Source organism: Streptomyces sp. DSM 42067 (assembly GCF_055792885.1).
Genome location: NZ_CM147706.1, coordinates 802,682 through 825,210, shown reverse-complemented (window position 1 = coordinate 825,210; position 22,529 = coordinate 802,682). Strand labels below are relative to the sequence as shown.

Genomic DNA, 22,529 nt, shown 5'->3' with positions numbered 1-22,529 from the left:
CCTCACGGCAGCTCTGGCAAGTCCTCCGGATACAGCAGGGTGAGGTCGTCCGTGCTCGGCTCCTCAAGCTGGGCGACCCGCCCCGCGTGCCGCTCCACCATCGCCTCGAAGGTCTGCCGCGCGGTACGGCCGTTGCCGAACGCGGGCCCTTTCGGGATCGCCGTGAAGTACTTCAGCAGCGCCTCCGACGCACCCGGAGCAAGCTGGTACTCGTGCTCCTCGGCCTGCTGCTCCACGATCCGCAGCAGCTCCTCGGGAACGTAGTCGCTGAAGGTGATGGTGCGTGAGAAGCGGGAGGCGACACCTGGGTTGACGGAAAGGAAGCGCTCCATCTCGGCCGTGTAGCCCGCGACGATCACCACCACCGCGTCGCGATGGTCCTCCATCAGCTTCACGAGCGTGTCGATGGCCTCGCGGCCGAAGTCGCGGCCCGAGTCCTCCGGGGAGAGCGCGTACGCCTCGTCGATGAACAGCACGCCGCCGCGGGCCCGTTCGAAAGCCTCCTGCGTGCGGATGGCCGTGGACCCGATGTGCTCCCCGACCAGGTCGACGCGCGACACCTCCACGAGGTGCCCCTTCTCCAGCACACCGAGCGACGCCAGGATCTCGCCGTAGAGCCGGGCGACCGTCGTCTTGCCGGTGCCGGGCGACCCCGTGAAGACCAGATGGCGTCTGACCGAAGCGGCCTTCAGACCGGCCTGCTGCCGGCGCCTGCCCACCTCGATCATGTCCGTGAGGGCGCGCACCTCGCGCTTGACGCTCTCCAGGCCGACCAGCGCGTCCAGTTCACCCAGCACGGCCTTCGACTCCCGCGCGACGGGCTGCTCGGGGGCCGTCGGCCGCTGTTCGGTGGTGCGCTGGCCCGGGATCGGGGAGAGAAACCCGGACGTCGGCTGCGTCGCCGTCTGTACGGCGGTCTCCCGCGTAGCCCGGCGGAGGCTGCCGCTCTCATCGCTCGTGCAATCCTCGACCATCGGTCCGCCCGCGCTCCCCGACGCCTGGGAGGCGCCGCCGTCCGCGAACTCGTAACCACCGCGCGAGCAGCGCTCCGTACGGCACTTCCGCAGCGTCGTACGGCATCCGTCGATGACGTGGAAGCCGTACCCGCCGCTGTCGCTCACCTGGCAGCCGTGGAAGGTCCCGCGGCCCCCTGCGGAGACGTAGAAGCCGGCCTCCGCGGGGGATGTGACGGTGCACCGCTCGATGGTCGGGTCGGCGCCCTTGGTGACGATCACGCCCGTCTGCGTGGTGTCGAGCGTGCAACCCGAAAGGGTGCCGCCGCTCCCGTGATCGCGGAACCACGCGCCCGTCGCGGCCTCGCGGATACGGCAGTCGTCGAGCTGCGCGCTCGCCCCGTCGCTCACCGACACCGCCGTGTTGCGGACCTGCGACAGGTCGCTGTCGACGACGTCCACGCGCGAACCTCGGTCGAGGACGAACAGCGCGTCCGGCACGTCGTGCACACGGCAGGAGTCGAGGACGGCGGTCGCGCCGTCGCTGACCCAGACCGCCGGGTAGTCGCCCGTACTGTCGTGGATCTCGCACTGGTTGGCGTCCACGCGCGTGCCCGGGTCCCATACGGACAGGCCGTTGCGGCCGAACCGGCGCACGCTGGAACGCGTCAGCGTCAGCACGGAGCGGGAGCGCAGATCGATCGCGTTCTCGGGGATCTCGTGGATCCGGCAGTCGGCGAGCGTGAGGACGGCATCGGTGTCGAGCGTGATGCCGTCGGCGGTCGTACGGTGCACATCGCACTCCGTGAGACTGGCCGTGGCACGCCCCGTGACCTGTACGCCGGAGCCCTTGATCTCGTACACCTCGCAGCCGACCGCGTCGAGCCCCGTGTCCTCGCCCGTCGCCGAGAGACCCGCGCCCGAGGCGTGGTGCACCCGGCACCGCTCCAGACGCGGGTAGGCGCCTCCTCGCACCGCGACGCCCGACTGGCCCGCCGAGACGACCTCGCACTCCTCGAAGACGCCACCACCGCCGTCCAGCACAGCGATGCCGATGCCTGCCGGATTGTCGACCGTACAGCGGCGCACGGCCGGCCGCGCGCCCCCTCGCACCTCAATTCCACTGGCCGACCGTGTCACGACGCGCACATCCGTGAGCTCGGGGGCACCGTCCTCGATGAGCAGGGCGGGCGCTGCGGAGTCCTGGCCCTCCACATGGAGGTGCTGCACCACCGCGGAGGCGCGCACCGTCAACGGCACCCCGTCGGCGGGCGCGATGCGCACCGAGCCGGGGGAACCCTCGGGGCCGCGCAGTGTCACGGCGCGCTGGACGACGAGGTTCTCCCGGTAGGTGCCGGGAGCCACGGTAAGGACGTCGCCGTCCCCGGCGGCCTCCAGGGCGGCGGCGAGTGATGCGTACTCGCCTGTGCGGCGCCGCCACCGCGACGTGCCGGTGTGCGTCACCTGGACCGTGCCCTGTGCCATGGGTCTGCTCTGCCCCCACCTCGTGGTACGCGGGTTCTTGCGAAGGGTGCCGAAGTGTTCGGCCGGTCCACCGTAGCGTGCGCGGGGAGGGCGAGTTGACCCAAGAGCTGTGCTCTCAGCTGCCGGTGCCCGTCCTGCCCCAGTCCGGCCCGGTCTTCTCCCACGCCTGGTCCCAGCGCGCGTACCGCCGCAGCACCATGCGCCATACGATCAGGCGCCTGGCGCCCTCGACGAGCGCGGCGGCTGCCGCGGCCGCGCCCAACCCGGCCAGCGCGGCGTGTGTCGTGGCGGTGGCGGTGTCGAGGGGACGGCCCACGACACCGCCGTGGGCATCGGTCCACAGCGGGAACCGGTCGCCCGCGCGGGGCTCCTTGAGGTCGGCTATGACGGTGCCGCGGTGCCTGCTCCCGTCCGGTGCCGTCCAGCGGGCGAGCACCCGGCTCTGGACGTCGTGGTCGGGCGAGGTCTCCGGGTCGGGGTCGAGCCGTTGCTGAGCGATCTCCTTCACCACGGTCGCGGATATCCGGTGGCGCTCCCGCTGCTGCTCCTCGACCGACTGCAGCAACGCGTGGCGGGAGAGGTCTCCGGTGACGACTCCGACGACCGGCACGGCGACGGCGATCAACAGCGCGGCCGCGAGCGCCACCCATGCCTCGACGAGGTCGGTCCTGCGGCGCAGCGGATTGTGCCGCCAACGCCAGAAGCCTGCGAGTGCTCGCACAGTCCTGCACCCCCTTCCCCGTCCGTGATAACCCTGAACGGCACAGCCCACGCGCGCATGCAGCGAAAGAGAGAGCGAGATCACCCCTCCCTCTCAGCGATTTCCCACACAGTGCCAACGACTGGGCGCGGCGGGCGTGTTCCCGTGACGGAGCCGGTTATCCGAGGATCTCGACCGCGTCGCCGACGCGGATCGTGCCACCGGACTCGGGCACCAGGTTCTGCCCGAACACCAGCTGGTCGCCGAAGCGGCGGTGGCGGGCGAGGGTGCGCAGCGGCTCCCTGCCCCGCCCGGCGGTGGCCTGGTCCGTGGTGGTCACCACACAGCGCCCGCACATCTTGGCAACTCGGAAGGTCACGTCGCCGATGGCTATGCGCGACCAGTCGTCCTCGGCCCAGGGAGCCGTGCCCCGCACTACGACGTTCGGCCGGAAGCGGTTCATGGGCAGGGGGCCCTCGTCGGCATGATCGCCCTGCGCGATGAGGGAGTTGAGGGCGTCGAGCGACGAGAGCGTGGTGAGCAGCAGGGGGTAGCCGTCAGCGAAGCTCACCGTCTCGCCGGGCTGCGCGTATTCCGGGTCGATGGGGCGGCGCCTGGCGGGGTCGTCGAGATGGACGAGGCGCATGTCCGCGTCCAGGTAGTCGCTGAACCAGGCGTGTGCCGCCGTGCCGGCAGGCACTGCGTCGACCTTGTCCTGCCAGATCTCCACCAGGATCGTCCGAGCCGCCTCCGGCACGGGCACGGTGAGCGGCTCGCGTCCGGGCGCGGACAGCCGTATGCCGCCGCCGGGCAGTAGCTCGGCAGCGGCCAGCGCCATGCGTGGGTGCGGGCGCTGCGTGACGACCTTGCCCGCCTCGTCGACCAGCATCCACCGCCGGTCGCCGCGAAGGCCCCATGGCTCCACGACCGCCTCACGCGGTGCGTGCCCCCGAGCCGCCTTCAGCGGATGGACGTGGATCGAGTCGAGCACCCCATTCACCATGAGGCCATCTTGCCAGCCGGCACTGACAACCCCATGTGCTCTTGGATCAGTAGCCGCGCTGCTGGCGGTTGTACGGATCCTCGTACGGCGCGGGGGCCGGGCGGGGCTGCGCCGGTCGCATCGCCTCATAACCCGCGCTCTGTACGGGGCGCTGCGGAGCCTGCGGACCCGCGTAGCCACGCGGACCCGTCGGCTGCTGGGGGATGTACGGCGAGGGGGCCTGCTGCAGCGGGGCGGGCTGCTGGGCCGCGTAGCCGTACTGGGGAGCGGGCTGCGGCGACGGGGCCGAGGGCAGGGCGGGCAGCGCTGCCGGCAGCGCGGGCAGATGGCTGCCCGTGTCGTACGCGGAGGGAACACGGATCGGCGCGATCTGCGGTGTGCCCCGCTCTGCGACGAGCGAGTCGTAAATGGGAGTGTCCGGGAAGGACGGCGCGGAGTAGTAACCGCCGCCATAGGTGGAGCGGGGGGAGGTCATGGCACATAAGTTAAGCCCACGATGTGCTGGTTGGGGAGACCGATAAGAGGGTTGTTTTCCGTGTCGGCAGTGGCTGCGGATCCCCAATGCGAGCGAACTCGGCAAAAACGGTCGTCTTTCAGCGTTGGGATCGTGTAAAGGCCGAGTTCCCGACGGGTTACCGGCGGTTGACCGGGGAGCTTCCTGCGAGTTCACGGGCGGCTTCGGTCCCGTACGAATAGGTTGGCCGTCAACGCAAAGACGGCTCGGCCGGCCATGGCGACGCATGTTGGGAGCGGACATGTCAATGGCTAAGGGTTCGAATCTTCAGGTGCCGGCATCGGCTGTTCGGATCGAATTAGGCTGGCGTTCCGGCCCCGGTGCGCCAGACGCGGATGCCTCCGCACTCCTGCTCGTCGCCGGAAAGGTGCGATCCGACGGGGACTTCGTCTTCTACAACCAGCCGGTGCACGCCTCCGGCGCGGTACGGCACGAGGGCAAGCGGAACGCCGGCGGAGCGGTGACCGACACGCTCCTCGTGGACCTCGCGCGCGTGGAACCCGCCATCGAGACCGTGGTACTGGCCGCATCGGCGGACGGCGGCACGTTCGGCCAGGTCACCGGGCTGCACATCCGGGTGCTAGACGCCGCGTCCGGCACCGAGATCGCCCGCTTCGACAGCACGGACGCCACCGTGGAGACGGCCTTCGTCCTCGGTGAGCTCTACCGCCGTCAGGGTGACTGGAAGTTCCGTGCGGTCGGCCAGGGGTACAGCAGTGGACTCGAAGGCCTGGCAACGGACTTCGGTATCACCGTCGACGAACCGCAGCAGACGAAGGCGCCCGCAGCGCCGGCTCCTGCGACGCGACCCCCCACCGCTCCCGCGCCTCCTGTTTCTCCGCCGGTCACCGTTCCGCCGCCCGTGACGGATGCGCTGCCCGTATCGCCCGCACCTCCCTCACCCGTGCGGCTCACCAAGGTGACGCTCACCAAGGAGGCACCGTCCGTCTCGCTGACCAAGCAGGGCGGCACCTCGGGGGCCATGCGCGTGAACCTCAACTGGCAGGTGCGCAAACAATTCAAGGGCTGGGGCAGCAAACGCGGCCGCGCCGCCGCCATGCATGCCGACCTCGATCTGGACCTCTGCGCGCTGTACGAACTCACAGACGGCCGCAAGGGCGTCGTCCAGGCCCTCGGCAACGCCTTCGGAGCGCTCCACCAGCCTCCGTACATACTTCTCGACGGTGACGACCGGACGGGAGCCGTCGAGAGCGGCGAGAACCTCACCATCAATCTCGACCACAAGGACAGCCTTCGGCGCGTGCTCATCTTCGTGGCCGTCTACGAAGGCGCGCGCTCCTTCGCCGATCTGCACGCCACGGTCACCCTGCAGCCGCAGCACGGCGCGCCGGTCGAGTTCTCCCTGGACGAATGCACGGTGCCGTCGACGGTGTGCGCGCTCGCGCTGATCACCAACACCGGGGGCGACCTCGTCGTGCAGCGCGAAGCCCGCTACCTCGTCCCCGAGCGCGGGACGAGCCCGCAGCGCACCATCGACCGCGCGTACGGCTGGGGCATGAACTGGACGCCTGGCCGGAAGTGACGGGACAGCGGGCCGGAGTGGTTCAGCGCTGCTCGGGCGCGGGCTCGGGCGCCGCCCCCGGACGCGCATAGGTGCGACCCTTCCAGGCCGCTCCTCGCCCCCGGTAGTGCTGCACCGCGGAGTCGACAGTCATCAGGAGATACAGGAAGGCCGTGGCAGGCAGCAGGGGCGCAAGCCACAGCGGCTGGTCGTAGTAGCGCAGCATCGGTGCGTACGTCGAGGCCATCAGCAGCCACGCCGTTCCACCGGCCGCGACCGCCGCCGCGTTGCCGGTGAGGAGCCCCGCGACGAGTGCGACGGGCGGCATCAGATACACCACGGCCAGTCCGCCTACGGTGCCGAGCAGCAGCAACGGGTTGTGCCGAAGCTGCGCGTAGGCGCTGCGCGAGATCATCCGCCAGAGGTCGGCAAGGCGCGGGTACGGGCGCACGCTGTCCACCCGTTCGGCGAGACCGAGCCAGATGTGGCCACCACTGCGTTTGACCGCCCTGGCGAGCGCGACGTCGTCGATGACGGCATGCCGGATGGAATCCGGCACCCGTGCACGCTCGGCGGCGTCCGCACGCAACAGCACACATCCGCCGGCCGCGGCCGCTGTCCGGGAGCCCCTGCCGCCGATCCGGCGAAACGGATACAGCTGCGCGAAGAAGTAGACGAAGGCCGGCACCACGAGCCGCTCCCAGGCGCTCTGTGCGCGCAGCCGGGCCATCAGGGACACCAGATCGAACCCACCCGCGCGCGCCGCGGCCACCAGCTCCCGCAGACTGTCCGGCCCATGCGCGATGTCGGCGTCGGTGAGGAGCAGGTATTCCGGTGCACGCGCGCGTGCCAGACCGATGCCGTGCCGTACGGCCCAGAGCTTTCCCGCCCAGCCCGCGGGCGGCTCGCCCGGCGACGAGACGGTGAGCGGCAGCCCGCCGTGCCGCTCCGCCAGAGTGCGCGCCAGCTCACCGGTGCCGTCCGAGCTGCCATCGTCGACGAGGAACACCTCCGCATGCCCCGGATAGTCCTGGGCCAGCAGTGACGGCAGACTCTCCGGCAGTACGCCGGCCTCGTCGCGTGCGGGTACGACGATGCCAACGGCCGGCCACTCGCGCGGATCCTCACGCGGCGGCAACCGCAGGTCCGTACGCCAGAAGAAGCCGTGCCCCAGCAGCAGCCACAGCCACGCGGCCAGTGATCCGGCGGCGGTCCACACAACGGCGCTCACCCGCCGCAGTCTGCCCCACCGCACCGGCCGCCGGGACCCCATCGTCTAAGGTGACCGGGTGAAGATCGCGCTTGTGGACTCGGGACTCGGACTGCTCGCGGCGGCTGCGGAGGTACGCCGGCTGCGGCCCGACGCCGATCTGGTGCTGTCCTCGAACCCCGACGGAATGCCCTGGGGACCGCGCACTCCCGATGACGTGACGGACCGTGCCATGGCCGCCGCGGAGGCGGCCGCCGCGTACCGGCCGGATGCGCTGATCGTGGCGTGCAACACCGCTTCCGTGCACGCTCTGCCCGCTTTGCGCGCACGTCTGGAACCGGACCTGCCCGTCATCGGTACCGTTCCGGCGATCAAACCGGCTGCCGCCGGTGGTGGCCCCGTCGCCATCTGGGCGACGCCCGCCACCACGGGAAGCCCGTATCAGCGAGGTCTGATCTCCGACTTCGCCTCGGGCGTCGAGGTCACCGAGGTGCCCTGCCCGGGCCTGGCCGACGCCGTGGAGCACGCCGACGAGGCGGCGATCGAGAAGGCGATCGCTGCGGCCGCCGCGCTCACCCCGGCTGATGTAAGGGCCGTCGTCATGGGCTGCACCCATTACGAACTGGTCGAGGAACTCATTCGTGAGGCTCTCCAGCAGCCCGATCTGCCGCCGCTCGCCCTGCACGGCTCCGCGGGCGCCGTAGCTGCCCAGGCGCTGCGCAGGATCAACGAGCGTCCCGCCCCCTCGGCGACCGCAGAGGGCAGCGTGACCGTGTTGCTCAGCGGACACGAGGCGGCACTGCCCGAAACCGCCCTCACCTACGCTGAGGGCAGGCTGCTGGCGGCCGTCAGCCCCGCCCCGTGACGGACATCATCGTCAGTCACGCTCCGCGACTCTGTGCCATCCTTCCGGAACATGAGTAGTCTCATGCCATGAGGGACCACCCCCACGGCAAGCGGGGCAGCGCCGGCCCCCCGCCCGAGATCTGGACCGGCCGCGCAACCAATCGAGCACAGTGGCTGCTGGCGACGGCGGGCTTCGCCTGCCTGGCCCTGGGCATCCAGCTTGCCGTCGAATCCCCATGGGCCTCCGGTGTCACCGCGCTGGTCATGTCCGTCGTCGGCTGCATCGCCGTGGGACTCCTCGTGCTCTTCGGCACGCTGGCATTCGTCCATGTCGCCGTGAAGGTCGACAAGGACTTCCTGGAGGTGCGGTGCGGCCACATCGGCGTCCCCCGCCGCCGCATTCCCCTTGCCGACATCGTCCGTGCCGACTTCGTACCCAGGGTGACCCCGCGGCACTGGGGCGGATGGGGCTACCGCTGGCGGCCGGAGAAGGGCACGGGTGTCATCGTGCGGCGCGGCGAGGCGGTGGTGCTCAAGCTGGGCGACGGTCACACCTTCACGATCACCGTCGACAACGCGGAAGCGGCGGTGCGGGCCATCCGCGCCCAGCTGCGCCCGACAGCGCCCGGACGCACGCTCTGACCTGAGTCAGCGGCCCTCCGTCCTCAGCGGCCCTCCGTCCTCAGCGGCTCTCCGTCCTCAGCGGCCCTCCAAGAACGTGCCGCTTTCGGAACGTTCCTGCGCACCGGCGAAGCCGTGCCCGAGATCATCACCCCACGGCCGGGACGTCGCAAGCCCCGCGAGCAGCCCTCCGCCCGCCGTCACCGTCGTGAAGCTCAGCGTGTTGCCGACCAGGGCCATGAGGGCCAGGGCTGTCAGGGCGGCACCCGCCGTGACGGCGACCGGCGTGGCACGCGGCGACCGCCACAACGCGTACAGAAGCCAGCAGAACACCGCTGCCAGCAAACTCACCCCCACGATCCCCTGCTCGGCCGCCTGCTGCAGCGGTGCCGAATGCGGCCTGCCGTCCGCGACCAGCGTCTGGGCGACCGTGGGGCTCAGCTCACCGAAGCGGCCTGGGCCCACACCCAGATACGGCTCCTGACCGGCGAGGTCGAGCGCGTCCCGCCACAACAGAATCCGGTGCTCGGTCAGCTGGCCCTCGAGGGAGATCGTCAGCCCATCCGGGAGGACGTCCTCGGCGACCGCCCAGGACAGGCCTGTCACCAGGGCCATGGCGCCCCCGAGACCGGCGAGGGCCAGGCCCCTGCGCCGCATCCGGGCGGCGGCGAGTGAGTACAGCAGTACACCGGCGCACGCCGCGAACCCGGCCGTCGACCCCAGCGTCGCGGCGGCCACCACGATCCCGGCCGCGAGCAACCGCAGAGCAAGGCGCAGCGCAGCCTGTCCAGCGGCCCACGCAGCGCAACATGCAGCCCCGGTGGACAGCGCCAGCAGCGCGGCGGTGGCCCCGGCGTCGCCGAGCGGCGATGCCATGTCCGGGCCCGGGGCCGCCGGAGGCGCGGTAGCGGCGAAAAGCAGACCGGCGAGAGCGCCGACGCAGGGCGCCCCGACGGGCAGGAGCGCCCCTGTGATCCGCCCGCACGCATACCCGGCGCCCACGGCGAGGACGGCCAGAAGTACGCCTTCGGGCCTGCCCTGGCGGCTGGCCGCGGTGATCAGGGACCACACCGCGCACGCCGACAGCACGACGATGCCTGCCGCGTCCGAGATATTGCGAAGCTCGCGCACACCGGGCGGACCACCTGCCGCCGCCATCCCCGTACCACCCACCCGTCGCCCCCCGACATGTGACGGGCCCCGGCTGCCGGGCCGATACGGCCACGTGCCGGGGACTCGGGCACACGGTAACGGCTGGTGCACCATTTTGTGGACAGGTTGCGCAGGAACGATGCAGTAAACGGGCAGGCGGCGGGCCGCAATCGGGTAGGCGGCGGGCCCCAGGAGCCGGTACGCCCGCATTGCGGGGGCCGAGGTCGCGCGCCGTAGACTCGCCGCGTGACCGTCACCGCCACCTCCATAGACGAGCCGGAACAGCTCGAACCGCGAGCAGAGCCCGCCCCCCGTGCGGCACGCATCGTGCGTCGGCTCGTCCCGGCCGCCGCGGCGGCGCTCTCCGGAGTGCTGCTGTACGTCAGCTTCCCGCCCCGCACTCTGTGGTGGCTGGCACTGCCCGCCTTCGCGGTGTTCGGCTGGTGTCTGCGGGGCCGCACCTGGAAGGCGGGGCTCGGGCTCGGCTACGTCTTCGGGCTGGGCTTCCTGCTTCCGCTGCTCGTATGGACCGGTGTGGAGGTCGGTCCCGGACCGTGGCTGGCGCTCGTCGCCGTCGAGGCGGTCTTCGTCGCTCTGGTGGGCGTCGGCATCGCAGCGGTATCGCGGCTGCCTGTCTGGCCGGTGTGGGGGGCCGCTGTGTGGATCGCCGGCGAAGCGGCACGCGCGCGTGTACCGTTCGGCGGTTTCCCCTGGGGGAAGATCGCATTCGGGCAGGCGGACGGGGTCTTCCTCCCTCTCGCTGCCGCGGGCGGCACGCCGGTGCTCGGCTTCGCGGTCGTACTGTGCGGCTTCGGTCTGTACGAGTCCGTCCGTCAGGTGGCCGAGGCCCGGCGAGCCCGGAATGTGCAGCGTGGCGCCGCGTTGGCGGCCGTGCTCACGGTGGTCGCACCGGTCGCGGGAGCCTTCGCCGCGAGTCCGCTCGTCAGCGACGCGGCCGAGGACGGTACCGCGACCGTCGCCGTCATCCAGGGCAATGTCCCGCGCGCGGGACTCGAATTCAACGCTCAGCGCCGCGCCGTGCTCGACTACCACGCGCGGGAGACCGAGCGGCTGGCCGAGCAGGTCAGGGCGGGCAAGGTCGCGCAGCCCGACTTCGTGCTGTGGCCGGAGAACTCCTCCGACATCGACCCGTTCCGCAACTCCGACGCGCGCGCCGTGATCGATGCGGCCGCCAAGGCGATCGGCGTGCCCATCTCGGTCGGCGGCGTCGTCCTCGCCGACAACGGCAAGCTCTACAACGAGCAGATCCTGTGGGACCCGGAGAAGGGCCCCACCGACACCTACGACAAGCGGCAGATCCAGCCCTTCGGCGAGTACATACCGCTGCGCTCGTTCATCAGCGTCTTCAGCAGCGATGTCGACATGGTGCGGCAGGACTTCAGCCGTGGCGACAAGCCGGGCGTGTTCGCGATGGCGGGCACCAAGGTGGGCCTTGCCACCTGCTATGAGGCCGCTTTCGACTGGGCCGTGCGCGACACGGTGACGCATGGCGCGCAGATGATCTCGGTGCCCAGCAACAACGCGACGTTCGACCGCAGCGAGATGACGTACCAGCAGCTCGCGATGTCCCGGGTCCGTGCCGTGGAGCACAGCCGGACCGTCACCGTGCCGGTGACCAGCGGCGTCAGCGCGGTGATCATGCCGGACGGACGGATCGTCCAGAGGACACAGATGTTCACTCCGGACTCGCTCGTCGCGGAGGTCCCGCTGCGCTCCTCACAGACGCCGGCCACGCGACTGGGCGTACTCCCCGAGGTCCTTCTGGTGCTGATCGCGGCCGGCGGGCTCGGCTGGGCCGGGACCGCGGCCGTACGAAGCCGTCGCAGCGAACCCTCGGAGTGAACCATCGCCGGGAGCAGTGACCCATCGCCGTGAACGGGGGACGGCGGCGGGCCGCTAGGGTCGGCGCATGGCTACTCCTGACTTCATCCGCACGATCCGGGCCACCGCGGGACAACAGCTGCTGTGGCTCCCCGGCGTCACCGCCATCGTCCTCGACGACGAGGAGAGAGTGCTCCTCGGGCGACGCTCCGACACCGGCAAGTGGTCGGTGATCGGCGGCATTCCGGACCCGGGGGAGCAGCCGGCGGCCTGCGCAGTGCGCGAGGTGTACGAGGAGACGGCGGTACGGTGCGTCGCCGAGCGCGTCGTCCTCGTCCAGGCCCTGGAGCCGGTCACCTACGCCAACGGCGACATCTGCCAGTACATGGACATCACCTTCCGCTGCCGGGCCGTGGGCGGAGAGGCGCGGGTCAACGACGACGAGTCGCTGGAAGTGGGCTGGTTCACGATCGATGCGCTGCCGGAGCTGAACGAGTTCGGGATGCTGCGGATCAAGCAGGCGCTGGCTGATGGACCCACATGGTTCGACCCTATGACCTAGGGGCCAAGTATGGGGGTAGGCCACATCGGTCGAGGCGGGGGTCCTGCTTAGGGTCGGGGCATGACCGCGCCCCTCACCCACGGCATCCCCGCTCAGGCCCTCGGAGCCCAGCCCCTCGACCTCGGCGGCCGCACCGCACTCGTCACCGGTGCCGCAGGCGGCATCGGCCGCGCCTGCGCGCTGCGGCTGGCCGCCGCCGGGGCGAAGGTGAGGGCCGTGGACCGCGACGACGCCGGCCTGGCGGAACTTGTCGACCAAGCCGGCGAGCTGCCCGGCAGCATCGAGCCGCGGGTTCTCGATCTCACCGACCTCGATGCCGCGGAGCAGGTCGCCGAGGGCACCGACATCCTCGTCAACAACGCCGGCATCCAGCTCGTCCGGCCGATCGAGGAGTTTCCGCCCGACGTCTTCCACACGGTGCTGACGGTGATGCTGGAGGCCCCGTTCCGCCTCATCCGCGGGGCGCTGCCGCACATGTATGGCCAAGGGTGGGGCCGGATCGTCAACGTCTCCTCCGTCCACGGGCTGCGTGCCTCGGCCTTCAAAGCCGCGTATGTGGCCGCCAAACACGGACTCGAAGGACTCTCCAAGACCGCCGCCCTGGAAGGCGCCCCCCACGGTGTCACCTCGAACTGTGTGAATCCCGGCTATGTGCGCACCCCACTGGTCGAGAAGCAGCTCGCCGACCAGGCCGCCGCGCACGGCATCCCGGAGGAGCGTGTGCTGACGGAGGTCCTGCTGCAGGACAGCGCCGTCAAGCGGCTCATCGAACCCGCCGAGGTCGCCGAGGCCGTCGCCTATCTGTGCAGCCCGCAGGCGTCGTTCGTGACCGGTACGTCGCTGGTGATGGACGGTGGCTGGACGGCCCACTGACAGCTGACTCGGCCGACCGACCGACAGCCGGCACACCGCTGAGCCGGATGACACACCTGGCGGGTCTGCACACACGTGGCGGGTCTGCACCCACCTGGCGGGCCTGATGCACCCGGTGGTGGCCGCCCTCACTACGGCGGGCCGACTGACTAGGCCGTGGTCTCGAACATCCGAACGCCCGCGGGTTATCCACAGGGCTGGCGGGCCCGGCCGTCCGGCAGGTAATCCTTGTGAACATGTCTCGCGATCAACTGCACTCCGCCAGAGATACGACCGCCGGCGCGGAGGCACCGTTCCTGGAACTCCTCGCCAGAGGGGCCTCCGCCGATGCGTACGAGCAGCCGGTGCTGCTCGCCCGCGCCGACGGACAGCCGCCCGAGCGCATCGCCGCCCTGGAGCAGGCCAAACTGCTCGCTCTGCGCGTGCGCTCGGAGATAGAGGGGCGGCGGCGCCGCGAGGCCGAACTGTCCGCGCTCTTCGAGACCGCGCACGACCTCGCGGGCCTGCGCGACCTCGACGCCGTCCTGCAGGCCATCGTGTACCGGGCCCGTTCCCTGCTCGGCACCGACGTCGCCTATCTCAGCCTGAACGACCCGGCCAGGGGCGACACCTACATGCGGGTCACCGAAGGCTCCGTCGCGGCACGCTTCCAGCAGCTGCGGCTGGGCATGGGGGAGGGGCTCGGCGGTCTCGTCGCCCAGACCGCCCGCCCGTACGTCACCGACGACTACTTCAAGGACGACCGCTTCCAGCACACGCGGGCCATCGACGCCGGCGTGCGGGAAGAGGGGCTGGTGGCCATCCTCGGCGTTCCGCTCATGCTGGGGGCCCACGTCATCGGAGTACTGTTCGCCGCGGACCGCCGCGCCCGCGTCTTCGAACGGGAGCAGATCGCTCTGCTCGGCTCGTTCGCGGCCCTCGCGGCGGCGGCCATCGACACGGCGAACCTGCTGACGGAGACACGGGAAGCGCTGGGCCGCCTCGAGCGGGCCAACGAGATCATCCGCGACCGCAGCGGCGTGATCGAGCGTGCCTCGGAGGTCCACGACCGGCTCGCCGAACTGGTGCTGCGGGGCGGAGGAGTGCACGACGTGGCTGCGGCGGTCTCCCAGGTCCTGGATGGCACCGTGGAGTTCGCCGACGCGGGCACCGCTCCGGCCGAAGCCCTGGAGACATCCCGAGCCGAAGGCCACGCTGTACGCCACGGCGGTGACTGGATCGCAGCTGTGACCGCGGGCGATGAGCTGCTCGGCGCGCTGGTGCTGCGGGGACACCCCGGCCTCGACCCCGTGGACCAGCGCACCCTGGAACGGGCAGCCATGGTCACATCACTGCTGATGCTCGCCCGACGCTCGGCATCCGAAGCCGAACAGCGCGTCCGCGGTGAACTCCTGGACGACCTCCTCGACTCCCGCGACCGCGACCCCCGTGTGCTACGGGAGCGTGCAGTCCGGCTGCGCGCCGACCTCGACGCCACCCACGTGGTCCTCGCCGCCCGCTTGGAGGCTCCGGCCGCAGATGCCGAAGAAGGGGCCGCCGGGCGCCGACGGCTGTGGGCCGCAGCCTCGCATCTCGCCGCGACCCGGCACGGCCTGGCGGCCGCGCGCGACGGCGGCACAGTTCTGCTGCTGCCGCTCCACAAGGGCGACACCGCGGCCACAGTGGCCCGCCGCACCGCGAAGCACATCGGCACAGCCGTCCATGAGGCGGTCACCGTCGGCGCCTCCGCACCGGTCGGGGACCTCGCGGCACATCCGGACACGGTCGTGGCCGCATACGCGGAGGCGCAGCGCTGCGTCGACGCGCTGCGCCTGCTCGGCAGATCCGGCGAAGGCGCCGCAGCCGAGGACTTCGGATTCCTGGGCCTACTGCTCTCCGACAGCCGGGACATCGCCGGCTTCGTCGACCGCACCATCGGGGAAGTCGTCGCCTACGACGCAAGGCGTGGCACCGATCTGGTCCGCACGCTGGACGCCTACTTCGGCTCCGGCATGAGCCCGGCCCGCACGAAGGACGAACTGCACGTCCATGTGAACACCGTCGCACAGCGCCTGGAACGCATCGCCCGCCTGCTCGGCCCGGAATGGCAGAACCCGGCCCGCGCACTGGAGATCCAACTCGCGCTGAGACTGCACCGGTTGTCCGCCGCAGTCATACCGTGACTCCCGCACGCGCCATGCGTGCGGGGGTCGAACGGAGCAGCGTGCCCTATGCGGTCCGTGCATCGGCAGGCGACGCCACGGGGGCATCCTGACCACTGCCGGGCTCCACCTCGGCCAGGTCACGCTGCCTGGTCTCCTTCGCCACGCCGACCGCGATCAGGGTCAGCACGGCTGCCGCGATCACATAGAGCGCGATGAGGGTGGAGCTGCCGGACTCCTCGAGCAGTGCGGTCGCGATGAGCGGCGCAGGCGCGCCGGCGGCAACGGACGCGAACTGCGCGCCGATCGAGGCGCCCGAGTAGCGCATCCGCGTCGCGAACATCTCGGAGAAGAAGGCGGCCTGCGGTGCATACATGGCGCCGTGCAGCACCAGTCCGACGGTCACGGCGAGAAGGAGGTTGCCGAAGCTGCCGGTGTCGATCAGCGCGAAGAACGGAAACATCCAGAGCCCGACCCCTGCCGCGCCCAGCAGATAAACGGGCCTGCGGCCGACCCGGTCCGACAGAGCGCCCCAGAGCGGGATTACCGCGAAGTGGACGGCAGATGCGATGAGTACGGCGTTGAGGGCGGTCTGCTTGGAGACCCCCGCCGACGTCGTGGCGTACACGAGGATGAAGGCGGTGATGACGTAGTAGCTGATGTTCTCCGCCATGCGTGCGCCCATGGCGATCAGGACGTCACGCCAGTGGTGGCGCAACACAGCGATCAGCGGAAGCTTCTCCACCTCGGAGGCGTGCTCCGCCTTGCGCGCAGCGGCTTGGGCAAGTGCCGCCTTGAAGACGGGAGATTCATCGACAGAGAGACGAATCCACAGACCGACCATGACCAGTACACCGGACAGGAGGAACGGGATGCGCCAGCCCCATGACGTGAAGGCGGCGTCCGACAGCACGGCAGTGAGCAGCGAGAGCACACCCGTGGCCAGCAACTGCCCGGCAGGGGCGCCGGTCTGGGGCCAGGAGGCCCAGAACCCACGGCGCCTGGCATCGCCGTGCTCGGACACGAGCAGTACGGCACCGCCCCACTCGCCACCGAGTGCGAAGCCCTGAACGAGACGCAGCACCGTGAGCAGCACCGGCGCCGCGGTCCCGATCGTGGCGTGGGTCGGCAGCAGCCCTATCGCAAAGGTGGCGCCACCCATCAGCAGCAGACTCAACACCAGCAGTTTCTTACGCCCGAGCCGATCCCCGTAGTGCCCGAAGACCAGCGCTCCCAGCGGCCGGGCGGCGAAGCCGACGGCATACGTCACGAAGGAGTACAGCGTGCCGACGAGTGGATCGGATTCGGGGAAGAAGAGCTGGTTGAAGACCAGAGCGGCAGCGGAGCCGTAGAGGAAGAAGTCGTACCACTCGATGGTGGTGCCGATGAGGGACGCGGCGACGATGCGCTTGAGGTTCGACTGGGATGGTGGAGCGGTTGCGGGCGACGACATCGGCACCACTTCCTGGCGTTCGACGGGGACGGTTGCGTGTTGCCACACCGTAGGAACGTGCAGGTCAGAGGCGTATGTGGTGGGACACCATAGTTCTGGGCGTTGGAGTGCGCGCGCACACTATGAAAGCGGTTCCGGATCCTTCTCGACGGCCTTGACGAGGCCCCGAAGGGGCTGTCCAGGTTGTTCCATTCGGGCGTGATGTGGCCCTCGCCGGCAGTGATAGCCTCGCCAGAAGCTTGTCGACGAACTCGGCGTCGACGCGTCCGGCTGCCCGCCGGATCCCCGGTGGGTGCGGTCCTGAACCGTGTGGCCCGTAAGGCCGGCTGAGGACGGACCCAACGGGACCCACGACAGGTGATGGCGTGCCTTGTATGTCCGGCTCGAACTGAAGGTGGCGGGCGGATGCACAAGGCAGGTGCGGGCGTGCCTTGGGTGATGTAGCCCGGGCTTCGGTCGGTACCGTGTCGGCCGGTCCGGCTGCCGGCACGGTCTGTCTGGGGCTCGTCGGCGTGCAGGGACTCGTCAGCGCTGCAGGTGCACGGCGAAGTGGCGCTCGGTCTCACCCGCGGGGACGGTGCGGACAAAGCCCTGAGCGGTGCGGTAGGAGCCAGTTCCGCCGGTGATGCTGACGTCGACGGAGGGCGGCGCCGGCAGGTGCAGCAGTGACTGCACGGCGAACTGCCCATCGGGGAGCGCGAAGGTGCCCAGGCACTGGAGGGCGGCCGGACTGACCTGGGTGTAGGTGCATACCGCGCTGTGATCGCCCACCTTCCTGCCGTCACGGTAGAGATCCTCGTGCACAACCCGCTGGTCACCCACGCTGACTCCCGGCTCGCCCAGATCGACTTCTCCGGCCGAGGTCTGCTTGCCGACCAGCTGGAAGGTCTCCACACGGTGCCTCGCGGCGGACACGTCGGCCGACGCCGACGGCGCGAGCGCTGCACCGCCGACGAGGGTCACAGCTACTCCGACAGCTGCGCTCAGGTATCTCACGCTGCTTGTCTTGGTGGTGTTCGACACCTGACTGCTCCGTTCAATGGTCTTGGTGCGGGTGTGCAAACGTGGCTACCAGGTCATGCCGACTGGTCAGTTGGGCGAGCGACCAGGTGGAGGCAGGCTGTGGTGCTCGGCGGAGCACCATCAGTCATCCGGCTGTGCGGTGCATCAGACGCCTGGCGCGGTCGAACCGTCCTGTCTGCCGAGTGTCAGGTGGCCGAGCCGCCGCGTCAGCCGGCTCCGTCGCTCCTCCCAGTAACCGAGGACGCACTCGCCGGTAAACGTGGTCCCAGACAGCCACTCGATCGACTGTTTCTTCTCAATATCCGATTCCATCAGGAATCGGAGCTGCACGTCTGTTCGAGAGTGAGGCTCTCGGTGCAGGGTGCCGTCGAGGCAGTGGGTGCCCGTACGCGTTCCGTGACGGGCTCGCGCAGCCGGTCGTCGGGGTCCGCCTGTGGCAGACCGACTTCTTCTCCTTGGCAGACGCCAGGCGGCGCCCGGCAGAGCGACCTTCGGCAGCCGGGCGCCACGGGCGCATCATCTCCGGTCGGACCGGCAACGTAACGGTTGACGGGCCGGGATTACACGCTGCCGACCGATGTGGCCGCCTTAACCCAATGAGCCGTCCCGCCATCCCGGTCACAGCCTGTGCATGATGCGCGTGCGTTTCCAAGCCCCGGTGCTCAGGTGCTGGGGTGCACCTGAGACGGCCAGATCGGAGGTGCGTCGCCCCGGATCGCCCCGAGGGCACCACGCCGTCATTCTGGAACGGTAGGGGTACTCGCTCGCTGCCGGAAGGAGGGGCGATGAAGGCCGTACGAGCCCACGATCGCGATGCGGCCGTGGACAGCCTGGTTGTGGAGGAGACCCCGTACCCGTACGCGGGCGAGGGCGACGTCATCGTAAGGGTGCGTGCGGCCTGCTTCACCCCGGATGAGCTGGCCTGGCCGGCCACGTGGGTCGACCGGGGCGGCAGGGACCGAGCGCCCGTCATTCCGGGACACGAACTCTCGGGTGAGGTCGCCGAGGTGGCGGTCGGCACGACCGGGCTGTCGGTCGGTCAGCGTGTCGTCGGGCTGACCGACTGGAACCGGGACGGCACTCTCGCGGAGTACACGGCGGTGGAGGCGCGCAATCTGGCGCCGCTGCCCGCGGGAATCGACCACGTGCAGGCGGCGGCTCTGCCGATGCCGGGCCTCACCGCCTGGCAGGGCCTCTTCATACACGGAAGGCTGGAGGCTGGGCAGAGCGTGCTGGTGCACGGAGCGGGCGGGGGCGTGGGAATGGCCGCGACGCAGCTTGCCCTTGATGCCGGGGCGCGCGTGCTCGGGACGGGGCGCGAGGGGAGCCGGGACCGGGTGCTGGAGCTCGGCGCAGAGGTTTTCCTCGACCTCGGACAACCGGTGTGGGAGGAGGCGGTAGGCCGCGTCGACCTCGTCTTCGACGCCATCGGCGGGGAGGTACTCGACCGCTCTGCCGCCGTGCTCAGGCCCGGCGGCACCCTGGTGACCATCGCCCAACCCCCGACCGTGCGGCCCGAGGACGGTCGGGCCATGTATTTCATCGTCGAACCCAACCGTGATCACCTCCTGAAGATCATCGGCAGGCACCGGGAGGGCCGGCTGCGCCCGTTGGTGGGTGCCGTCCATCCTCTGGACCGTGCCCCGGAGGCGTTCCGCGCGAAGAAGGGAACAGTCGGCAAGACCGTCATCCAGGTTGCGTGAGCGCCACGCACCAGGATCGGCGTCCTCGCCGTCCGATGCCTCATGCGCTGGCCCAGGTGTCACCGACTGTGCCCTGCCCCCCTTGGGCGGGCCGATCCACCTTGGCCGAAAGATGCAAGGTGGCGAAAGTCCAACCGCGCGCTGCTACGAGGGTCTGGAGAACGAGGCAAGCAAGATGTGCGACTTCGCAGCGACGCTCCTGTCCGTGCTTGAGCTCGGCGAGGCTTCGGCCGAGCAACCCAGTCCAGAGGCCGACGGCTTCGGCCGAGCAACCCAGTCCAGAGGACGACCAGAGAACCAGCAACGGTCGGCCACCGTGGACAAGAGCTGTGACCGGCCCTGCTTCGGGCCGGTGTGCTGCTCCACGGCCCACCCGGCCCGGTGCACATTCCGCGCCGGGCGTCCGCCGGGCCGAGGTAGGTGGCGAGAAGTTCGATGGCCCGACCCTGACCACCTGTTGAACCGGTGACGCCCAGGACCCAGGCACACCGTTGCCGAGAAGAAAGATGGCCCCGACATGGATCTGAAGCTCGAACTCATCGTGCTGCCCGTCTCCGACGTCGATCGGGCGAAGGCCTTCTACGAGGCCGCGGGATTCCGTCTGGACATCGATGTCGCCGCCACTGACGACTGGCGTGCCGTGCACCTCACGCCGCCCGGCTCGGAGTGCTCGATCATCTTCGGTAAGGGGCTCACCCCCCTGGCGCCGGGCTCCGTCCAGGGCCTGTACCTCATCGTCCTCGACATCGAGGAGGCCCGCGCGGATCTCGTCGGCCGCGGCATCGAGGTGAGCGAGGTGTTCCACGACGCAGGAGGCATCTTCTACCACGGCCACGAGGCTGGACGGATCGTCCACGAGGGCCAGGGCCAGGAGCGGGTGGCCGGCCTGCACCCCAACCGCGACTCCTACGGCTCCTACGCCACCTTCAGCGACCCGGACGGCAACGGCTGGGTACTCCAGGAAATCAAGCAGCGGGCCCCCGGCCGCTGACACCACCTCAGGCATCGGACGCAACGGTCCGTGACCAGCGGTTGCCGCCATAAGACCGTGTCGGGCGCTCGTCGCCGTGCGCATCACCCCCGGTGAGGCCCCCCAGGGCAGCGCTGGGCACGAGCTCTCGCCGCAGATCACGCCCCTTCGCTGAGACCTGAGGTCGGCCTCGGACCCCGTCGCCGTGCGGCAGATACGGCCAACGGCGCGCAGACCTGGCAAGCCCGGTCCGCCGAAGTCCGCAACATCCACCGAGTCACGGGAACAGCGATGAACCAAGCGATGATGACCGAGGACCGGCGCACCTACGACGTGATCGTCCTCGGCGCAGGCCCGACCGGCGAGAACGTGGCCGAACGCACCAGCTCCGCCGGGCTCAGCACCGTGATCGTGGAGCGCGAACTGCTTGGCGGCGAGTGCTCGTACTGGGCCTGCGAGCCCAGCAAGGCGCTGCTGCGGCCGGTGCTGGCTCGGGCCGACGCGCGACGCGTGCCCGGGCTGCGTCAGGCGGTGGGCGGGCCACTGGACGTCGCCGCGGTCCTCGCCCACCGCGACGAGATCGTCTTCCACTGGAAGGACGACAGCCAGGTCGGCTGGCTGGATTCGGTCTCCGTCGATCTGATCCGCGGCCACGCACGGCTCGACGGTCCCCGGAGGGTTGCCGTGCAGACCCCGGATGGCGACACGGTGCTGCTGACCGCGCGACATGCTGTCGCCGTGTGCACCGGGACCGGCGCGGCCGTGCCCGAGATACCCGGGCTCGACTCGGTACGCCCCTGGACCAGCCGCGAGGCCACCAGCGCCGGTCGAGTACCGGGCCGCCTGGCCGTGGTCGGCGGGGGTGTGGTGGCCGTCGAGATGGCCACCGCCTGGCAGGCGCTCGGCTCCCAGGTGACCATGCTGGTCCGCGGCGACGCCGGACTGCTTGCGAGAATGGAGCCGTTCGCCGGCCAACTGGTCGCGGATGGTCTGCGCGAAGCGGGCGCCGATGTCCGACTCGGGGTCTCCGTGGCATCCCTGGCACGCGAGGACGGCGAGGTGCGGATAACGCTGGCAGACGGCGGGGAACTGGCCGCGGATGAGATCCTCTTCGCGACCGGCCGAGCCTCCCGGACTGCCGATCTCGGCCTGGAGACCATCGGACTCACTCCAGGCGACTGGCTGACCGCGGACGACACATGCCGCGTGACCGCCGTCGCCGACGGCTGGCTCTACGCGGTGGGCGATGTCAACCACCGGGTCCTGCTGACCCACCAAGGGAAGTACCAGGCCCGAATCGCCGGTGCCGCCATAGGCGCCCGGGCCAGGGGAGAGCCGGCCGACGAGACACGGTGGGGCGCGCACGCCGCGACGGCCGACGTCGTGGCCGTGCCGCAGGTCGTCTTCACCGACCCGGAGGTCGCGGCCGTCGGTCTGACCACGCGCGAGGCGGAGCGGGCGGGGCGCCGGGTCGAGGTGGTGGACTACGACATCGCAGGCGTCGCGGGTGCCCACCAGTACGCCGACGGCTACCGCGGCCAGGCCCGTCTCCTGGTCGACATGGACCGTGGCACCGTGGTGGGTGTCACCTTCGTCGGCCCCGGCGTCGGTGAACTGCTGTACTCGGCCACCGTCGCGGTCGTGAGCGAGGTGCCGCTGGAAAGGCTCTGGCACGCCGTGCCGGCCTTCCCGACGATCAGCGAGGTGTGGCTGAGGCTGCTGGAGACCTACCGGGACCGGCAGCAGCCAAGCTCGTCATGACGTCACCGACGATCGCGGGCAGCGCGCCCGTCGACGGCAGGTCGCCGCGATCCGGTTACTCGGCGGCGAGGGCTGCGTTACGGATCCTGTCGACGAAGCTGCCTCGTCCTGTGTGATGCGGTTGGCTTCTTCGAACACGCTGAGGACCTGTGCGGCGGGGATGACGGCAGCGCCGGATCCGTCCGCGAATACGAA

The 22,529-nt window shown here is 70.4% G+C and carries 18 protein-coding genes; 10 read left to right on the top strand and 8 right to left on the bottom strand.

Annotated elements, in window-relative coordinates:
• Window positions 1-2: 2 nt before the first annotated feature.
• The 4 genes from ACSMXV_RS04075 to ACSMXV_RS04060 all read right to left on the bottom strand — a co-directional run bounded on the left by ACSMXV_RS04075 (window position 3) and on the right by ACSMXV_RS04060 (window position 4,616).
• Window positions 3-2,438, bottom strand: coding sequence for a right-handed parallel beta-helix repeat-containing protein (locus ACSMXV_RS04075; RefSeq protein ID WP_473176331.1), 2,436 nt, complete (start codon window positions 2,436-2,438; stop codon window positions 3-5).
• Between the two features lie 115 nt (window positions 2,439-2,553).
• The gene (locus ACSMXV_RS04070) at window positions 2,554-3,159 is read right to left on the bottom strand and encodes an Rv1733c family protein (protein WP_473176330.1); all 606 of its coding nucleotides are present in this window, start codon (window positions 3,157-3,159) and stop codon (window positions 2,554-2,556) included.
• 157 nt (window positions 3,160-3,316) lie between these two features.
• On the bottom strand, window positions 3,317-4,141 hold the full coding sequence (locus tag ACSMXV_RS04065) for an MOSC domain-containing protein (protein ID WP_473176329.1): 825 nt from the start codon (window positions 4,139-4,141) through the stop codon (window positions 3,317-3,319).
• Window positions 4,142-4,187: 46 nt separating this feature from the next.
• Window positions 4,188-4,616 (bottom strand): DUF6643 family protein, encoded by a 429-nt coding sequence (locus tag ACSMXV_RS04060; RefSeq protein WP_473176328.1) that lies wholly within the window; start codon window positions 4,614-4,616, stop codon window positions 4,188-4,190.
• 280 nt (window positions 4,617-4,896) lie between these two features.
• On the opposite strand from ACSMXV_RS04060, the gene ACSMXV_RS04055 reads away from it, so the two are divergent.
• On the top strand, window positions 4,897-6,198 hold the full coding sequence (locus ACSMXV_RS04055) for a TerD family protein (RefSeq protein WP_473176327.1): 1,302 nt from the start codon (window positions 4,897-4,899) through the stop codon (window positions 6,196-6,198).
• A gap of 22 nt (window positions 6,199-6,220) precedes the next feature.
• Here the strand turns inward: ACSMXV_RS04055 and ACSMXV_RS04050 are convergent, their stop codons facing one another.
• A complete protein-coding gene (locus ACSMXV_RS04050; protein ID WP_473176326.1) occupies window positions 6,221-7,408 on the bottom strand; it encodes a glycosyltransferase in 1,188 nt (395 codons plus the stop codon).
• A gap of 58 nt (window positions 7,409-7,466) precedes the next feature.
• On the opposite strand from ACSMXV_RS04050, the gene ACSMXV_RS04045 reads away from it, so the two are divergent.
• Window positions 7,467-8,252 (top strand): glutamate racemase, encoded by a 786-nt coding sequence (locus tag ACSMXV_RS04045; RefSeq protein WP_473176325.1) that lies wholly within the window; start codon window positions 7,467-7,469, stop codon window positions 8,250-8,252.
• 68 nt (window positions 8,253-8,320) lie between these two features.
• Window positions 8,321-8,875 carry a hypothetical protein gene (locus ACSMXV_RS04040; protein WP_473176324.1) on the top strand — a complete coding sequence of 185 codons (555 nt, stop codon included), beginning with the start codon at window positions 8,321-8,323 and terminating at the stop codon, window positions 8,873-8,875.
• Between the two features lie 57 nt (window positions 8,876-8,932).
• Here the strand turns inward: ACSMXV_RS04040 and ACSMXV_RS04035 are convergent, their stop codons facing one another.
• Window positions 8,933-10,012: an O-antigen ligase family protein gene (locus ACSMXV_RS04035; protein ID WP_473176323.1), complete on the bottom strand. Its 1,080-nt coding sequence runs from the start codon at window positions 10,010-10,012 to the stop codon at window positions 8,933-8,935.
• Window positions 10,013-10,252: 240 nt separating this feature from the next.
• Here ACSMXV_RS04035 and lnt point away from each other — a divergent pair, with 240 nt between their 5' ends.
• The 4 genes from lnt to ACSMXV_RS04015 all read left to right on the top strand — a co-directional run bounded on the left by lnt (window position 10,253) and on the right by ACSMXV_RS04015 (window position 15,445).
• Window positions 10,253-11,869: an apolipoprotein N-acyltransferase gene (lnt, locus tag ACSMXV_RS04030; protein WP_473176322.1), complete on the top strand. Its 1,617-nt coding sequence runs from the start codon at window positions 10,253-10,255 to the stop codon at window positions 11,867-11,869.
• A gap of 67 nt (window positions 11,870-11,936) precedes the next feature.
• A complete protein-coding gene (locus tag ACSMXV_RS04025) occupies window positions 11,937-12,410 on the top strand; it encodes an NUDIX hydrolase (RefSeq protein ID WP_473176321.1) in 474 nt (157 codons plus the stop codon).
• Window positions 12,411-12,470: 60 nt separating this feature from the next.
• Window positions 12,471-13,283, top strand: coding sequence for a 3-hydroxybutyrate dehydrogenase (locus ACSMXV_RS04020; protein WP_473176320.1), 813 nt, complete (start codon window positions 12,471-12,473; stop codon window positions 13,281-13,283).
• Window positions 13,284-13,519: 236 nt separating this feature from the next.
• Window positions 13,520-15,445, top strand: coding sequence for a helix-turn-helix domain-containing protein (locus ACSMXV_RS04015; protein ID WP_473176319.1), 1,926 nt, complete (start codon window positions 13,520-13,522; stop codon window positions 15,443-15,445).
• 46 nt (window positions 15,446-15,491) lie between these two features.
• Here the strand turns inward: ACSMXV_RS04015 and ACSMXV_RS04010 are convergent, their stop codons facing one another.
• Window positions 15,492-16,877 carry an MFS transporter gene (locus tag ACSMXV_RS04010; protein WP_473176318.1) on the bottom strand — a complete coding sequence of 462 codons (1,386 nt, stop codon included), beginning with the start codon at window positions 16,875-16,877 and terminating at the stop codon, window positions 15,492-15,494.
• A gap of 525 nt (window positions 16,878-17,402) precedes the next feature.
• A complete protein-coding gene (locus ACSMXV_RS04005; protein WP_473176317.1) occupies window positions 17,403-17,840 on the bottom strand; it encodes an allene oxide cyclase barrel-like domain-containing protein in 438 nt (145 codons plus the stop codon).
• Between the two features lie 845 nt (window positions 17,841-18,685).
• On the opposite strand from ACSMXV_RS04005, the gene ACSMXV_RS04000 reads away from it, so the two are divergent.
• The 3 genes from ACSMXV_RS04000 to ACSMXV_RS03990 all read left to right on the top strand — a co-directional run bounded on the left by ACSMXV_RS04000 (window position 18,686) and on the right by ACSMXV_RS03990 (window position 22,334).
• Window positions 18,686-19,603: an NADP-dependent oxidoreductase gene (locus ACSMXV_RS04000; protein ID WP_473176316.1), complete on the top strand. Its 918-nt coding sequence runs from the start codon at window positions 18,686-18,688 to the stop codon at window positions 19,601-19,603.
• Between the two features lie 517 nt (window positions 19,604-20,120).
• Entirely contained in the window at window positions 20,121-20,594 is a 474-nt protein-coding gene (locus ACSMXV_RS03995) for a VOC family protein (RefSeq protein ID WP_473176315.1), read from the top strand.
• Window positions 20,595-20,879: 285 nt separating this feature from the next.
• On the top strand, window positions 20,880-22,334 hold the full coding sequence (locus tag ACSMXV_RS03990) for a dihydrolipoyl dehydrogenase family protein (RefSeq protein WP_473179226.1): 1,455 nt from the start codon (window positions 20,880-20,882) through the stop codon (window positions 22,332-22,334).
• The last annotated feature ends 195 nt before the right edge of the window (window positions 22,335-22,529 follow it).

Bases quoted from the DNA above. Each gene is read 5' to 3' on its own strand.
- ACSMXV_RS04020 (WP_473176320.1), top strand. From the start codon at position 12,471: ATGACCGCGCCCCTCACCCACGGCATCCCCGCTCAGGCCCTCGGAGCC.
- ACSMXV_RS03990 (WP_473179226.1), top strand. From the start codon at position 20,880: ATGACCGAGGACCGGCGCACCTACGACGTGATCGTCCTCGGCGCAGGC.
- ACSMXV_RS04010 (WP_473176318.1), bottom strand. From the start codon at position 16,877: ATGTCGTCGCCCGCAACCGCTCCACCATCCCAGTCGAACCTCAAGCGC.
- ACSMXV_RS04035 (WP_473176323.1), bottom strand. From the start codon at position 10,012: ATGGCGGCGGCAGGTGGTCCGCCCGGTGTGCGCGAGCTTCGCAATATC.
- ACSMXV_RS03995 (WP_473176315.1), top strand. From the start codon at position 20,121: ATGGATCTGAAGCTCGAACTCATCGTGCTGCCCGTCTCCGACGTCGAT.
- ACSMXV_RS04065 (WP_473176329.1), bottom strand. From the start codon at position 4,141: ATGGTGAATGGGGTGCTCGACTCGATCCACGTCCATCCGCTGAAGGCG.
- ACSMXV_RS04015 (WP_473176319.1), top strand. From the start codon at position 13,520: ATGTCTCGCGATCAACTGCACTCCGCCAGAGATACGACCGCCGGCGCG.
- ACSMXV_RS04055 (WP_473176327.1), top strand. From the start codon at position 4,897: ATGTCAATGGCTAAGGGTTCGAATCTTCAGGTGCCGGCATCGGCTGTT.
- ACSMXV_RS04060 (WP_473176328.1), bottom strand. From the start codon at position 4,616: ATGACCTCCCCCCGCTCCACCTATGGCGGCGGTTACTACTCCGCGCCG.
- ACSMXV_RS04000 (WP_473176316.1), top strand. From the start codon at position 18,686: ATGAAGGCCGTACGAGCCCACGATCGCGATGCGGCCGTGGACAGCCTG.
- ACSMXV_RS04025 (WP_473176321.1), top strand. From the start codon at position 11,937: ATGGCTACTCCTGACTTCATCCGCACGATCCGGGCCACCGCGGGACAA.
- ACSMXV_RS04040 (WP_473176324.1), top strand. From the start codon at position 8,321: ATGAGGGACCACCCCCACGGCAAGCGGGGCAGCGCCGGCCCCCCGCCC.
- ACSMXV_RS04075 (WP_473176331.1), bottom strand. From the start codon at position 2,438: ATGGCACAGGGCACGGTCCAGGTGACGCACACCGGCACGTCGCGGTGG.